Source organism: Pseudomonas sp. UM16, from assembly GCF_050312595.1.
GTDB lineage: Bacteria > Pseudomonadota > Gammaproteobacteria > Pseudomonadales > Pseudomonadaceae > Aquipseudomonas.
Genome location: NZ_JBNPJT010000007.1, coordinates 147,079 through 162,419, shown reverse-complemented (window position 1 = coordinate 162,419; position 15,341 = coordinate 147,079). Strand labels below are relative to the sequence as shown.

The 15,341-nt window shown below is 61.3% G+C and carries 13 protein-coding genes; 9 read left to right on the top strand and 4 right to left on the bottom strand.

From position 1 onward, the window contains the following. Window positions 1-44: 44 nt before the first annotated feature. The 3 genes from ACQRAX_RS10365 to ACQRAX_RS10355 form a co-directional block, all read right to left on the bottom strand. Window positions 45-1,016, bottom strand: a complete 972-nt coding sequence (locus ACQRAX_RS10365; RefSeq protein WP_412037331.1) for a L,D-transpeptidase family protein — start codon at window positions 1,014-1,016, stop codon at window positions 45-47. A gap of 121 nt (window positions 1,017-1,137) precedes the next feature. Further along, the gene (locus tag ACQRAX_RS10360) at window positions 1,138-1,419 is read right to left on the bottom strand and encodes a hypothetical protein (protein WP_412037330.1); all 282 of its coding nucleotides are present in this window, start codon (window positions 1,417-1,419) and stop codon (window positions 1,138-1,140) included. 56 nt (window positions 1,420-1,475) lie between these two features. Next, on the bottom strand, window positions 1,476-2,081 hold the full coding sequence (locus ACQRAX_RS10355; protein ID WP_412037329.1) for an arylesterase: 606 nt from the start codon (window positions 2,079-2,081) through the stop codon (window positions 1,476-1,478). A gap of 10 nt (window positions 2,082-2,091) precedes the next feature. Between ACQRAX_RS10355 and ACQRAX_RS10350 the strand changes: the two genes are divergently transcribed. From ACQRAX_RS10350 to greB, 3 genes are all read left to right on the top strand, one after another. After that, on the top strand, window positions 2,092-2,775 hold the full coding sequence (locus ACQRAX_RS10350; RefSeq protein ID WP_045189863.1) for an ABC transporter ATP-binding protein: 684 nt from the start codon (window positions 2,092-2,094) through the stop codon (window positions 2,773-2,775). Next, the gene (locus tag ACQRAX_RS10345; RefSeq protein WP_412037328.1) at window positions 2,775-5,285 is read left to right on the top strand and encodes an ABC transporter permease; all 2,511 of its coding nucleotides are present in this window, start codon (window positions 2,775-2,777) and stop codon (window positions 5,283-5,285) included. The genes ACQRAX_RS10350 and ACQRAX_RS10345 overlap by 1 nt, the downstream gene beginning before the upstream one ends. Window positions 5,286-5,420: 135 nt before the next feature. After that, window positions 5,421-5,891, top strand: coding sequence for a transcription elongation factor GreB (gene greB, locus ACQRAX_RS10340; protein ID WP_412037327.1), 471 nt, complete (start codon window positions 5,421-5,423; stop codon window positions 5,889-5,891). 44 nt (window positions 5,892-5,935) lie between these two features. Here the strand turns inward: greB and glcC are convergent, their stop codons facing one another. After that, on the bottom strand, window positions 5,936-6,709 hold the full coding sequence (gene glcC, locus ACQRAX_RS10335) for a transcriptional regulator GlcC (RefSeq protein ID WP_412037326.1): 774 nt from the start codon (window positions 6,707-6,709) through the stop codon (window positions 5,936-5,938). A gap of 253 nt (window positions 6,710-6,962) precedes the next feature. Here glcC and glcD point away from each other — a divergent pair, with 253 nt between their 5' ends. The 6 genes from glcD to ACQRAX_RS10305 all read left to right on the top strand — a co-directional run bounded on the left by glcD (window position 6,963) and on the right by ACQRAX_RS10305 (window position 15,274). Beyond that, window positions 6,963-8,462, top strand: a complete 1,500-nt coding sequence (glcD, locus tag ACQRAX_RS10330; protein ID WP_412037325.1) for a glycolate oxidase subunit GlcD — start codon at window positions 6,963-6,965, stop codon at window positions 8,460-8,462. Between the two features lie 5 nt (window positions 8,463-8,467). Next, window positions 8,468-9,526, top strand: a complete 1,059-nt coding sequence (gene glcE, locus ACQRAX_RS10325; protein ID WP_412037807.1) for a glycolate oxidase subunit GlcE — start codon at window positions 8,468-8,470, stop codon at window positions 9,524-9,526. Window positions 9,527-9,528: 2 nt separating this feature from the next. Continuing rightward, on the top strand, window positions 9,529-10,746 hold the full coding sequence (gene glcF, locus ACQRAX_RS10320; protein ID WP_412037324.1) for a glycolate oxidase subunit GlcF: 1,218 nt from the start codon (window positions 9,529-9,531) through the stop codon (window positions 10,744-10,746). Between the two features lie 12 nt (window positions 10,747-10,758). Then, window positions 10,759-11,160 (top strand): heme-binding protein, encoded by a 402-nt coding sequence (locus ACQRAX_RS10315; protein WP_412037323.1) that lies wholly within the window; start codon window positions 10,759-10,761, stop codon window positions 11,158-11,160. A 79-nt stretch (window positions 11,161-11,239) separates the two neighbouring features. Further along, a complete protein-coding gene (locus tag ACQRAX_RS10310) occupies window positions 11,240-13,417 on the top strand; it encodes a malate synthase G (RefSeq protein ID WP_412037322.1) in 2,178 nt (725 codons plus the stop codon). A gap of 156 nt (window positions 13,418-13,573) precedes the next feature. Next, complete coding sequence (locus tag ACQRAX_RS10305) at window positions 13,574-15,274, top strand: L-lactate permease (protein WP_412037321.1); 1,701 nt, start codon at window positions 13,574-13,576, stop codon at window positions 15,272-15,274. Window positions 15,275-15,341 lie beyond the last annotated feature (67 nt).

Here is a 15,341-nt window from a genome sequence, read left to right as displayed (position 1 = left end):
GAGGCCTGCACAATGGCAGGCCTCGGATGCAACACCTCAGGGGTTTATTGCATGTCTAACGGTACGCTTGAAACCATCGGTTGCTGACCTGTGATCGGCACAGCGATTTCCACCGGCATGCCGTCTTCGGCGGCAACTACGTCACGGACCATGTCCCAGTTCATGCGCAGGTTGTTAGCCAGGTCTTCGCGCTTGAGCAAGGCGTTGATTACCGCAGTGTGCTTGTCGACCACCGACGGGTCGCCCTTGTCATCCAGCGGGGTATGCGCTTCAAGGTAGACCTTGCCTGCACTGAGCCCGAACTTGTAGGGCTCGTTGATGATGCGTACCGCAACACCAACAGGGGCCATTTTGGACAGTTCCAGCACATTGTTGTTGAACATGCGGAAGCAGCCATGGCTGGTACGCATGCCGATACCGAACTTTTTGTTCGAGCCGTGGATCAGGTAACCCGGCACGCCGAGGGTGAACTTGTATGGCCCCAACGGGTTATCCGGGCCAGCGGGCACCACGGTTGGCAGGATGTCACCATCGGCGGCGTGTTCCTTGCGGATCGAGGCCGGTGGCGTCCAGGTCGGGTTCGGCGTCTTGGCGGTAACGCGGGTGTTAGCAATCGGCGACCCCCAGCCCTCCCGACCGATACCCAGCGGGTAGGTGTGCACGACGCTCTGCCCTTTCGGGTAGTAGTACATGCGGTACTCGGCCAGGTTGATGACGATGCCTTCACGCGGGCCTGGCGGCAGGATGAAACGCGTCGGCAGGATGATTTCGGTGCCGGCTCCTGGCAACCAAGGGTCGACGCCCGGGTTGGCGGCAATCATTTCCAGATAGCCCAAGTCGTTAGCCGTGCCGATATCGGCGAAGGTATCTTCGTACTTGGCCTTGATCACCTGAACCTGGCCAATGACGTCTTCGCCAGGCGGTGGCAGGGGGAACTCCAGTGCAGCAGCAGGACCTGCCGCCAGCAGGGCGGCCAGGGACAGGCAACGGGTGACGGCGGGAAAGCGCGGCAACATCCGGGAAATCCTTCGCTAATTCAGTGAGGTCAAGAGAACGATTGTACACCGCCCCCGGCACAATCGGGAGTAATCCACGGCGCAGAAGGCGGGGTAAAGGATGAAAGGCTATGTCGAACTGTTACAGCTGTGGCCATACCGGCCGCGTGCCGCGGCGCTGGGCATCGAGAATGGCCCGGCACAACGTGCACAGGCGGCGATCACGATAGATGCCACGCTGGACCGCTGACCAGCGCGGCTGCGCCGGCAGCAAGGTGCCGCACAAGGTACGGTCAGCCGAGCCTCCCAGCTCCAGCTGACGGGCCACAAGATGGACGCGGATCTCCTGGCAGGCGAACAGGTCAAGCTGTTCGTCAGGCTCGATCAATTGATAGGCAAACAGGGACCAGGCGGGACGCGGCATCGGGGGCTCCAAATCGGGGGCGCAACATTAGCCGAAAGCCGGTCAGTATAAAAGCGTCAAAGTAGCGGTTTTAGCTGCGGCCAGGCATTTTCCAGCAACCGCGCCTGCGCGCCTGCCCCCGGAGGAATGCCATCGGCCTGCATTAGCTCAGGTACGCCGCCCACGCCTTCGAGAAAAAACGGCACTAGCGGCACATTTTTCTCACTGCTCAGATTGGCATAGACCTGAGCAAAGGCTTCGGTGTAACGCTTGCCGTAATTGGGTGGCAAACGCATGCCCAGCAACAGCACCTTGGCCCCTGCTGCCCGGGAGCTGTCGATCATCGAAGCAAGATTTTGTTGCAATTGCGTCGGCAGTTGCCCGCGAAGGCCATCATTGCCACCCAGTTCGAGCACCACCAACGCTGGCTTATGCTCCGCAAGCAGCGCCGGCAGCCGCGCCTGGCCTCCTGCACTGGTGTCGCCGCTGATCGAGGCATTGACCACGGTGGAGTCAAAACCCTCGGTCTCAAGGCGTTGCTCCAGCAAGGCAACCCACCCCTGGCGGGTATCCAGGCCGAAAGCGGCACTGATACTATCGCCGACAATCAGCACGGTCCCCGCGGCTGCGCCTTGGGCCATGCACATCAAGGCCAGGCCAGCACTCAATAACCACACTCGCATCGGATTCTCCATGGGCCCCAGCATTCTCAGTGCGCGCAACCTTAGCAAAGTGGTTCCCAGCGCGGAAGGTGACCTGACCATCCTGCATGAACTCTCGCTGGAATTGAAACAAGGCGACAGCCTGGCCATTGTCGGGGCTTCGGGCTCGGGCAAATCAACCCTGCTCGGCCTACTCGCTGGCCTCGACCTGCCCAGTGCAGGCTCAGTGACGCTGGCCGGTCATGACCTTGGCCCACTGGACGAAGACCAGCGCGCCCGTGTGCGCGCCGAACATGTCGGCTTTGTGTTCCAGTCGTTCCAACTACTCGACAGCCTCAATGCCCTGGAAAATGTCATGCTGCCGCTGGAGCTGGACGGTCGCCGCGATGCCCGCGAACATGCCCGTAACCTGCTCGAGCGGGTCGGCCTCGGCCAACGCCTGAGCCATTCACCGCGCCAGTTGTCCGGTGGTGAGCAGCAACGCGTTGCCATTGCCCGGGCCTTTGCCGCGGAACCGGCGGTGCTGTTCGCCGACGAGCCGACCGGCAACCTCGACAGCCACACCGGTGAGCGCATCAGCGATCTGTTGTTCGAACTGAACAAGGAACGCGGCACTACCCTGGTGCTGGTCACCCATGACGAACGCCTGGCCCAGCGCTGCCGTCGCCTGATCCGCCTGGACGCCGGCCACCTGGTCGCGCCACTGGAGCCCTGATGGCCCGCCTGCCGTTTTTCCGCCTGTTTGCCCTGGCCTTGCGCCAACTGCTTCGCGACGCCCGCGCTGGTGAATTGCGCGTGCTGTTTTTTGCCCTGCTGGTGGCGGTAGCTGCCAGCACTGCCATCGGCTACTTCGGGGCCCGCCTCAACGGCGCAATGATGCTACGCGCCACCGAGTTCCTCGGCGCCGACCTGGTGCTGCAAGGCAGCTCACCGGCCCAGCCCGAACAGCTCGCCGAGGGTACGGCGGCAGGCCTTCAGCATGCTCAGGTGGTCGAGTTTTCCAGCGTAATCGCGACCGACAATGGTATCCAGCTCTCAAGCGTCAAGGCTGCCAACAGCGCCTACCCGTTGCGCGGTGAACTGCGCAGCGCCGCCGAACCCTATGCCAAGGAAACCCGCGGCGGCGGACCGGCTGCGGGTGAAGCCTGGGTCGAGCCGCGACTGTTGGCCGCCCTCAACCTGAAAATCGGCGACAGCATTGATGTCGGCATGAAAACCTTGCGTATGAGCCGGGTGCTGACCTATGAACCGGACCGTGCTGGCAATTTCTACAGCCTGACACCGCGAGTGCTGATCAACCTCGCTGATCTCGAAGCAACCGGTGTTGTCCAGCCCGGTAGCCGGGTCATGTACCGCTACCTCTGGCGTGGCGAACCCGAAGCCCTGGCCCGCTATCACGCCAGCATCAGCAAAAACCTGGCGCCCAACCAGCGCCTCAAGGATGCTCGCGACGGCAACCAACAAATTGGTGGTGCCCTGGGTAAAGCCGAACGTTACCTGAACATGGCCAGCCTCGTGGCTGTACTCCTGGCCGGTGTGGCGGTGGCCTTGTCTGCCAGCCGCTTTGCCACCCGTCGCTTCGATGCCAGTGCCCTGCTGCGCTGCCTAGGCCTGTCACGCCGCCAGGCGCTGGGGCTGTTTTGCCTGCAACTGGCAATCCTCGGCAGCCTGGCCGCCCTGGGTGGCGCCGTGCTGGGCTGGCTGGCGCAGCTAGGCCTGTTTAAATTGCTGCAGGGCCTGATGCCTGCGCAGATCCCTCCGGGTGGCTTGACGCCGGCTTTGGCAGGGATCGCCACTGGCCTGGTGGCGTTGGCAGGCTTTGCCCTGCCACCACTGGCTGCCTTGGGCCGCGTACCACCGCTGCGGGTGCTGCGCCGTGACCTGCTGCCAGTGCCACCCAGCAGTTGGCTGGTGTATGGCACCGCACTGTTTGCGCTGGGCCTGATCATGTGGCGCTTGAGCCTGGACCTGCTGCTGACCTTTGCCCTGATCGGTGGCGGCCTGGTCGCGGCCGTCGTCCTCGGCGGCCTGCTGCTGCTCGGCCTGCGCAGCCTCCGGCGCCTGCTCGTCGACTCGCCTCTGGCCTGGCGCCTGGGTTTGGGCCAACTGTTGCGCCACCCGCTGGCGGCCGCCGGGCAGTCTCTGGCCTTCGGCCTGATCCTGCTGGCCATGGCCCTGATCGCCCTGCTGCGCGCCGAGTTGCTTGACACCTGGCAGAACCAGTTACCCAAAGACGCGCCTAATTACTTCGCGCTGAACATCCTGCCGGACGACAAGAACACCTTTGCCCAGCGCCTTAACGAATTCTCGGCCGAAGCTGCGCCGCTGTATCCGGTTATTCCAGGGCGTCTGACCGAAATCAACGGCCAGGCTGTGCAACAGATTGTCAGCAAAGAGAGCACCGGCGATCGTGCCGTGCAACGCGACCTGAGCCTGACCTGGGCCGCTGACCTGCCGCAAGGCAACCATCTCAGCGAAGGTCAGTGGTGGCAGGCCAGCCCCGGCACTGACAGCAACCTGCCCGGCGTGTCAGTTGAAACCGAGCTGGCGCAAAGTCTTAAGCTCAAGCTCGGTGACCAGCTCACGTTCAGCATCGGCGGTCAGCAGCGCCAGGCGGTAGTCAGTAGCCTGCGCACGGTTAACTGGGACAGTTTCCAGCCCAACTTCTACATGATTTTCCAACCCGGCACCCTGCAGGACCTGCCAACCACCTACCTGACCAGTTTCTTCCTCGCCGCCGGCCACGATCAACAAGTCGTGGCCCTGTCGCGGGAGTTTCCGGCGGTGACCATCCTGCAGGTCGACGCCCTGCTGGAGCAGTTGCGCAGTATCCTCGCCCAGGTGACCCTGGCAGTGGAGTATGTGCTGCTGTTTGTTCTGGCCGCTGGGTTGGCAGTACTGTTTGCCGGCCTGCAGGCAACGTTGGACGAGCGCATCCGCCAAGGCGCATTGTTGCGCGCCCTGGGTGCCGGTCGCGGCCTGTTGATCAAGGCCCGGCGTATCGAGTTCGGCTTGCTCGGCGCGGCCAGTGGTTTGTTGGCGGCCATCGGCTGCGAGGTGATCACCCTAGTGTTGTACCGCTATGCCTTCGACCTTAGCTGGAGCCCACACCCGTGGTTGCTGCTGTTGCCGGTGATCGGTGCCTTGCTGGTCGGTGGCGCCGGGATCTATGGCACCCGCCGGGCACTCAATGCCAGCCCGCTAACCGTGCTGCGTGAGAGTTGAGCGCCGCACGCAGCGAGCGCACCTCCTCACCCGGTAGCACTTGCTTAATCTCAAGCTGCATAATCCCTGAAAGGGCTACCCAGCCAATTTCATGTACTGCCGATGGCACGCATTAGTCGATAAAAGGAGGTCCCTTTGGCCACAAACATCATCACCCGTGGTGGCTACGACGCCCTGAAGGCAGAGCTTGATCACCTGTGGCGCGTGTACCGACCGGAGATCACACAGAAGGTCACGTGGGCGGCATCGCTTGGTGACCGCAGTGAGAATGCGGATTACCAGTACAACAAAAAGCTGCTGCGAGAGATCGACCGAAGAGTCAGGTATTTGCGCAAGCGATTAGAAGACGTCAAGGTCGTCGACTACTCCCCCGAGCAAGAAGGAAAAGTGTTCTTTGGCGCCTGGGTGGAAGTTGAAAACGATGAAGGCGAGCTCAAGACATTCAGAATCGTGGGTTATGACGAAATCTACGGTCGCAATGATTACATTTCGATCGACTCACCGATGGCGCGGGCCTTGTTGAAGAAAACTGAGGGTGATGAGGCTGTTGTGCAAACACCTACCGGTGAGACCTCCTGGTACATCAACAAAATCACTTACCCGTGAATTGCAGGTATTACTGCACAACCGTGAAAGATTGACGCGTTTGTCTACGCCCAACCCTCTAGACGCATGGTCGCGCGCACCAAACGTTGCTCTTCCTGTTCGATCTCCGTGAGGTTGTCGCGGATGCTGTGTATGTGTTCGCGCGCAGCACGCTGAGCTTGCTCCGGCAAACGCTCGATGACGGCGTGATAGAGCCGTGCGTGCTGGCGGTCAATCTGACGTTTTTGCACTGGCCGATGGTAGAGGTTATTGACGGACGCAAACACCGTACTCAGCATCAGATCGGTCAATGACTGCAAGGTGTGCAACAACACCGGATTGTGCGAAGCCTCGCAGACCGCCAGATGGAAGGCATGATCAAGGCGGGCATGCTCGCGAGGCTCGACAGCTTCAGCCTGGCTGTGGGCGGCGAGCATTTCTTCATAGCGTCGGCTCAGCAGAACGAAGTCCGCATCTGTTCCGCGCAAGGCGGCCAAGCGCGCCGATTCGGCTTCCAGCAGCGCACGCACCTCCAGCAGGTCAAACAGGGTGCGCGGCTGCGAATTGAACAAGTGCATCAATGGGCTGGCATCGCGGCTCCCATTCAACGTGGCAACCCGCGAGTCGCGCCCTTGGGCGGTTTCGATAATGCCCCGACCGCGCAACACTTTCAGCCCCTCACGCAGCGCCGAACGGGATATGCCCAGTTTCTGGCACAGGCGGCGTTCCGAAGGTAAGGCCTGGCCGACCTTGAGCACACCATCGACGATCAATCGCTCAATCCGCTCGGCCACTACATCACTGACCTGGCGGCGTGTACCGGATGATTCTTCAAGCATGCTAAGCGCCTCGAGCAACTGGTAGTACCAGTTTTAACAGTTCGATCACTGGCTTGCCAATATAGCTAGCCACTCCTTTATTTGTAAGGCTCATAGCAACTATTGATGGGGTATCAATCCGAACAAACTGGTCATACCAGTTCAACAGACGATAGACGGCAGGCGTGCAAAGCTCTACATATCGCCCATAACAAGCGGACCGGCTCGCTACCGGTACTGCACACAAGAACAACGTCAAGCGAGAACGCCTGCCATGAGTATTCTGTACGACGAGCGCGTCGATGGGGCGCTGCCCAAGGTCGACAAGCTGGCCCTGCTGGCTGAACTGCATGAACAACTTCCGGACATGCACGTGCTGCACACCCAGGAAGATCTCAAACCCTATGAGTGCGATGGCCTCTCTGCCTACACCACCACGCCGATGCTGGTGGTGTTGCCTGAGCACATCGAGCAGGTCGAGCGCCTTCTCAAACTCTGTTATCAGCGCCGTGTACCTGTGGTAGCACGTGGGGCCGGAACGGGTCTGTCAGGTGGCGCGTTGCCATTGAGCCAGGGCGTTTTGCTGGTGATGGCGCGCTTCAATCACATCCTTGAGGTCAATCCAGAGGGACGTTTTGCCCGAGTCCAGCCCGGCGTTCGCAACCTGGCTATCTCTCAGGCAGCCGTTCCTTACGACCTGTACTACGCACCGGACCCGTCCTCGCAGATCGCTTGTTCGATCGGCGGTAACGTTGCCGAAAATGCCGGTGGCGTGCACTGCCTGAAATATGGCCTGACTGTGCACAACCTGCTCAAGGTGGAGATTCTCACGGTCGAAGGCGAACGCATGACCCTGGGCAGCGATGCTCTAGATTCACCCGGCTTCGACTTGCTCGCGTTGTTCACCGGCTCTGAAGGCATGCTCGGGATCATCATCGAAGTCACGGTCAAGCTGCTGCCCAAGCCGCAGGTGGCTAAAGTGCTGCTGGCCAGCTTTGACTCGGTTGAGAAAGCCGGGCGCGCAGTCGGTGAAATCATTGCCGCCGGGATCATCCCGGGCGGCCTGGAGATGATGGACAACCTGGCGATTCGTGCCGCCGAAGACTTTATTCACGCCGGCTACCCCGTGCAAGCCGAGGCCATCCTGCTGTGCGAGCTCGACGGTGTCGAAGCTGACGTGCATGACGAATGTGAGCGTGTCAGCACGGTGCTGAACAAGGCCGGTGCCAGCGAAGTGCGTATGGCCCGCGATGAGGCCGAGCGCGTCAAATTCTGGGCTGGACGCAAGAATGCCTTCCCGGCCGTAGGGCGTATCTCGCCGGACTACTACTGCATGGATGGCACCATTCCGCGTCGAGAACTGCCCGGCGTACTCAGGGGCATCAGTGAGCTGTCCGAGGCGTTCGGCCTGCGTGTGGCCAACGTGTTTCATGCGGGCGACGGCAACATGCACCCCTTGATCCTGTTTGATGCCAACCAGCCCGGCGAGCTGGAACGTGCCGAGGCTCTGGGCGGCAAGATCCTCGAACTGTGCGTCAAGGTGGGCGGCAGTATTACCGGCGAGCACGGCGTAGGTCGCGAAAAAATCAACCAAATGTGCGCTCAGTTCAACAGTGACGAGCTGACCCTGTTCCACGCCGTGAAAGCAGCCTTCGATCCCGACGGCCTGCTCAATCCCGGCAAAAACATTCCGACCCTGCACCGCTGTGCCGAATTCGGTGCCATGCATGTTCATCACGGCAAGCTGCCTTTTCCTGACCTGGAGCGCTTCTAATGGTTATGCAGCATGACTGCGACGCCAGTGCGGCGTTGCTGGAACAAGTCAATCACGCGCTCAACCGTTCGACTGCATTGCGCATTCAGGGCGGCAACAGCAAAGCGTTTCTCGGACGCAAGGTCGCCGGTGAAGTGCTCGATACCCGCGCCCATCGCGGCATCGTCAGCTACGACCCGACCGAGTTGGTGATCACCGCCCGCACCGGCACGCCGCTGGCCGAATTAGAGGCAGCGCTGGACGCAGCCGGGCAAATGCTCACCTGCGAACCCGCGCAATTTGGCGGCGCCGCGACCCTCGGCGGTATGGTTGCAGCAGGCCTGTCAGGGCCGCGCCGGCCCTGGTCCGGCGCGGTTCGTGACCTGGTTCTGGGCACCCGTTTGATCACCGGTACCGGCAAGCACCTGCGCTTTGGTGGCGAGGTGATGAAAAACGTTGCCGGCTACGACCTGTCGCGCCTGCTGGCCGGTAGCTTTGGCTGCCTGGGGGTGATTACCGAAGTGTCGCTCAAAGTACTGCCCAAGCCGCGCCAGTGCCTCAGCCTGCGCCTGGAAATGGACACGGCCTTAGCCCTGCGCAAACTCGCCGAATGGGGTCAACAGCCGATTCCATTGAGCGCTGCCAGTCATGATGGCCGGGCCTTGCACGTGCGCCTGGAGGGCGGAGAAGGTTCGGTAGCGGCAGCCCGTGAGCGCCTTGGCGGTGAACTGATTGAAAGCACGTACTGGGCTGAGCTGCGTGAGCAGCGCCTGGGTTTCTTCGCCGACCCGCGCCCGCTGTGGCGCTTGTCAGTGCCGACCAACACCGGGGTGCTGGCGCTGCCCGGCGAGCAGTTGATTGACTGGGGTGGCGCACAGCGCTGGCTGAAGTCCGATGCTGATGCCGCACTGATCCGCCAGATCGCCGACGAAGTCGGAGGCCATGCCACCTGCTTCACTGCCGGCCACTGCGACAGCCCGTTCCAGCCGTTGGCCGCACCGTTGCTGCGCTACCACCGGCAACTGAAAAACCAGCTCGACCCCCAGGGCATCTTTAACCCTGGCCGACTGTATTGCGAGGTGTAGCCGTGCAGACCAATTTGAGTGAACAGGCCAAGCAACTGCCGCGTGCCGAAGAAGCCGAACGTATCCTGCGTAGCTGTGTCCATTGTGGCTTCTGCAACGCCACCTGCCCGACCTACCAATTGATTGGCGACGAGCTGGATGGCCCGCGCGGGCGCATTTATCTGATCAAGCAAGTGCTAGAGGGCAACGAAGTCAGCGCCAAGACCCAATTGCACCTGGACCGCTGCCTGAGCTGTCGCAACTGTGAAACCACCTGTCCGTCGGGGGTGCAGTACCACAATTTGCTGGATATCGGCCGCGCCGTAGTCGACGCCGCGGTACCCCGTCCGCTCGCTCAACGGGTACTGCGTGAAAGCCTGCGGGCCGTAGTCCCGCACGCAGGTCTATTCAAAGGTTTGACCCAGGTCGGCCAGGTTTTCCGGCCACTGGTGCCGGCCAGCCTCAAAAACAAATTGCCGCGCACCTTCAGCGCCAGCAAACCACGCCCCGCGCCCCGCCATGCACGCCGTGTACTGATGCTCGAAGGCTGTGTGCAGCCTGGCCTGGCACCCAACACCAACGCGGCCACGGCGCGGGTGCTCGACCGCCTCGGCATCAGTGTTACGCCGATCCATGAAGCCGGTTGCTGTGGTGCGGTGGACTACCACCTCAACGCCCAGGCGCAAGGTTTGCAGCGTGCGCGACAGAACATTGATGCCTGGTGGCCAGCCATTGAGCTGGGCGCCGAGGCCATTGTGCAGACTGCCAGCGGTTGCGGTGCCTTCGTCAAGGATTACGGCCATCTGCTGGCGCAAGATCCCACCTATGCCGAGAAGGCTCAACGCGTCAGTACCTTGGCCAAAGACCTGGTTGAGGTACTTGGCGCCGAACCGCTGGAGCAGCTTGGGGTACACGCCGACACGCGCCTGGCGTTCCATTGCCCCTGCACCCTGCAACATGCACAGAAGCTCGGGGGCGCGGTGGAGCGCGTACTCACGCGCCTCGGTTTCAGTTTGACCGCTGTACCCGACAGCCACTTGTGCTGTGGCTCGGCCGGGACCTATTCGATAACCCAACCGGCGCTGTCCAAGCAACTGCGCGACAACAAGCTCAACGCCCTGGAAAGCGGTAAACCACAGGTGATTGTCACCGCCAATATCGGCTGCCAAACCCACCTCGACGGCGCCGGTCGCACCCCAGTGCGGCACTGGATCGAGCTCGTCGAAGAAGCCCTGAACTAACTGGAGAACAGCATGCTTAGCAAAGGCGTATTGAGCCAGACCGAGGTACGCAAAATACTCGCCGCTGCCCGCAGCGAAGCCGAGAAAAACCACTGGGCGGTGACCATCAGCGTGGTCGATGACGGCGGTCATCCATTGGCGCTGGAGCGCCTCGACGGTAGCGCGCCGATTGCTGCCTACATTGCCAGCGAGAAGGCACGCAGCGCCGCCATCGGGCGTCGCGAAACCAAAAACTATGAAGAGATGGTCAACGGCGGGCGCAGCGCATTCCTGTCCGCACCGCTGCTGACCTCTCTGGAAGGGGGAGTGCCGGTGATTGTTGATGGCCAGGTAATCGGTGCAGTGGGAGTTTCCGGGGTCAAGTCCGAGCAAGACGCGCAAGTGGCCAAAGCTGGAATCGCGGCACTGAACTGATGCAGATATTGAGGCGGTTCCTGAGTGATCCGCGCGGGCGCCTAGCGCCGTACATGTGCTGTTTTTAGGAGAGTAAAAAATGACTGATCGCGTGAACTGCCAGCGCCTGCAAGTGGCCACCAACCTGCAACGTTTCGTCGACGAGGAAGTGTTGCCGGGCAGCGGTATTGAGCGTCAGGCGTTCTGGAGCGGTTTCGACGCCCTGGTGCATGACCTGGCGCCGCGCAATCGTGCATTGCTGGCTGAGCGTGAAGCGCTGCAGGAAAAGCTGGACACTTGGCATCGCCAGCACCCTGGTCCGATCGATGACATGGCGGCCTACCGCGCCTTCCTTGAGTCCATCGGCTACCTGCTGCCGCAGCCCGAGGGCGTGCAGATCAGCACCGCCAACGTCGACAGTGAGATCACCTGCCAGGCCGGCCCACAGCTAGTGGTGCCGGTGATGAATGCCCGCTACGCGCTTAACGCCGCCAACGCGCGCTGGGGTTCTTTGTACGATGCCCTGTATGGCACCGATGTGATCTCCGAGGAAGGTGGTGCACAGAAAGGCCCAGGCTACAACCAGGTGCGCGGCGACAACGTAATCGCCTTCGCCCGTGCCTTCCTCGATCAAGCCGCGCCGCTGGCCGATGGCTCGCATGCCAGTTCGGTAAATTACCGGGTCAGTGATGGCCAGCTCCAGGTAACCCTGGCCAACGGCACCCAGACCGGCCTGACCCAAGCCGACAAGTTTGTCGGTTACCAAGGCGCGGCCAGTGCGCCGACGGCGGTGTTGCTGAAGAATAATGGTCTGCACGTTGAAGTTCAGATCGATGCCAGCAGCCCGATTGGTGCCACCGATGCCGCCGGGATCAAGGACCTGCTGATGGAGTCCGCACTGTCGACCATTCTCGACTGCGAAGACTCCGTGGCTGCGGTCGACGCTGCCGACAAGGTGGTGATTTATCGCAACTGGCTCGGCCTGATGAAAGGCGACCTCAGCGAAGCGTTGGAAAAGGGTGGCAAACGCATCGTCCGCCGTCTCAACCCAGACCGCGAATACACCGCTGCCGCCGGTGGCGAGCTGAAGCTGCACGGCCGCTCGCTGCTGTTTGTGCGTAACGTCGGCCATTTGATGAGCAACCCTGCAATCCTCGACGGCGAAGGCCGCGAGATCCCCGAAGGCATTCTCGACGGTGTGATGACCAGTTTGATCGCCCTGCATGACCTCCAGCGCCAGGGTAATTCGCGCACCGGCAGTGTCTATATCGTCAAGCCGAAGATGCACGGCCCGGCTGAAGTTGCATTTTCCGATCAGCTGTTCGCACGCATCGAAGAGCTGCTGCAACTGCCCCGCCACACCCTGAAGATGGGCATCATGGACGAGGAGCGCCGTACCAGTATCAACCTCAAAGCATGTATTGCCAGCGCGAGTGCGCGGGTGGCCTTTATCAACACCGGCTTCCTCGACCGTACCGGTGATGAGATGCACACCGCCATGGAGGCCGGGGCCATGCTGCGCAAGGGCGACATGAAGAGCAGCGCCTGGATCCAGGCCTACGAGCGCAACAATGTGCTGGTAGGCCTAAGTTGTGGCTTGCGCGGCCGCGCACAGATCGGTAAGGGCATGTGGGCCATGCCGGACCTGATGGCCGCCATGCTAGAACAGAAGATCGCGCACCCCAAGGCCGGGGCCAACACCGCCTGGGTACCCTCCCCGACCGCCGCCACGTTGCATGCCCTGCACTACCACCAGGTGGATGTGCAGGCAGTGCAGCGCGAGCTGGAAGCCCACGACCTGCAAAATCAACGCGACGACCTGCTCAATGGCCTGCTCTGCGTGCCCGTCGCTCCTGAGCCCAATTGGAGCGCCAGCCAGATCCAGGAAGAGCTAGACAACAACTGCCAGGGCATCCTCGGTTACGTGGTGCGCTGGATCGAGCAAGGCGTCGGCTGTTCCAAAGTGCCGGATATCCACGACGTCGGCCTGATGGAAGATCGCGCAACTCTGCGCATCTCCAGCCAACACATTGCGAACTGGCTGCATCACAAGGTCATCAACGAGGCGCAGGTACGCGCGAGCCTGGAACGTATGGCCAAGGTGGTCGACCAGCAGAATGCGGGCGATCCACTGTACCGGCCGATGGCTCGCGATTATGGCGCTTCAATGGCGTTCCAGGCCGCCTGCGACCTGGTATTCAAGGGCCGCGAGCAACCCAGCGGCTATACCGAACCGCTGCTGCACGCCTGGCGCTTACGTTTCAAACAGCACGCCTGAGCGTGGCATGCCCAATAGGCTGCAAGGACACTTGAGCATGAGCGCGGCGACGGGTGATCCCTGTCGACGTGGCTCGGGGAGCCTCTGTGCTCTCGATGCGTGGCACCGGATACCCCCGGAAAACTGTGGTTCACAAAAATAAAAAGGAACCAAACCATGAGTCAAGCACTGCTATCCATTCTGGCATTCGTGCCGCTGGTGCTGGCGGGCGTGTTACTGATCGGCTTTCGCTGGCCAGCCAAATACGCCATGCCGGTGGTCTTCCTGCTGACGGCACTGATCGGCCTCGCGGCCTGGGATATGACGCTCAATCGAGTCCTGGCTTCCACGCTGCAGGGTCTCATCCTCACGGCAGCGATACTGTGGATTGTCTTCGGTGCCATTCTTTTGCTCAACACGCTCAAGCACTCCGGTGGTATCAGCGCTATTCGCCGCGGCTTTGCCAATATCAGCCCTGACCGTCGGGTGCAGGCGCTGATTGTGGCCTGGCTGTTCGGCTGCTTCATCGAGGGGGCTTCCGGCTTCGGCACACCTGCTGCGGTGGTCGCTCCGTTGATGGTTGCGTTGGGCTTTCCGGCCATGGCCGCTGTTGTCCTCGGCATGCTGGTGCAGTCCACACCGGTCTCTTTCGGTGCCGTCGGCGCACCGATGGTAGTCGGCGTTGCAGGGGGGCTGGATCAGGCCGGTATCGGCGCTCAATTGGCCGCCGTCGGCAGCAACTGGGAGGTATTTTTCCACCTGATCTTTTCGAGAGTGGCAATCATCCATGCACTCTGCGGGATTCTCATGCCGCTGATCATGGTCTGCATCATGACCCGCTTCTTCGGCAAGAACCAATCCTGGCGCGAAGGCCTGGCCATGGCGCCATTTGCGATCTTTACCGGGCTCGCCTTTGTCATTCCTTACGCTGCAGCGGGCGTGTTCCTCGGCCCGGAATTTCCCTCGATGATTGGTGCCTTGGTGGGCCTGAGCATTGTCATCCCAGCGGCCAAAACCGGCTTCCTGCTGCCCAAAACCACTTGGGATTTTGCCCCGGCCAACGAGTGGCCAGCTGAGTGGATGGGCATGATTGAGATGAAACTCGACGATATGGCCGGCAAGAAGGCGATTTCCGTACCGATGGCCTGGGCGCCTTATGTGCTGTTAGCCGTGCTGTTGGTACTGTCGCGCAACATTCCACAGTTGAAGGCCTGGATGCTGTCACTGAGTTTCGGCTCAAAGGACATTCTGGGTGAGACGGGCGTATCCGCCAGCCTGGAACTGCTCTACTTGCCTGGCGGCCTATTATGCGTGGTTTCGTTGCTGACTTTCTTCTTGCACCGTATGCGCGTAAGCGAGTTGGTGGCCGCTGTGAGCGAGTCGAGTAAAACCTTGTTGGGCGCAGGCTTCGTGTTGATCTTCACCATCCCGATGGTGCGCATCCTGATCAACTCAGGGGTAAACGCGTCGGATCTGGTGTCAATGCCGGTAGCCATGGCGCGTCTGGTCGCAGACAGTGTCGGCGGCGTGTACCCGATCTTCGCCCCAATGGTCGGTGCACTGGGTGCATTCATTGCTGGCTCCAACACCGTGTCCAACCTGATGCTGGCGCAATTCCAGTTCAACACGGCGGAACTGCTGGGCATCTCTGGTGCCTTGATGGTGGCACTGCAATCGGTGGGCGCGGCGGCCGGCAACATGATCGCCATTCACAACGTGGTTGCAGCGTCGGCAACTGTTGGCCTGCTCGGTCGCGAAGGGATCACCCTGCGCAAGACCCTACTGCCCACCCTGTACTACATCATCCTGGCCGGCTCCATCGGCATGATCGGCTTCTACCTCCTGGGTATCAGCGATCCGTTGCAAGTGGGTGCCTGAAACCTGTCTGCTGCCCGCCATCTGGTGGGCAGTACCCCACTCTGTTCGCCCCGCAGGGAAAATGAAC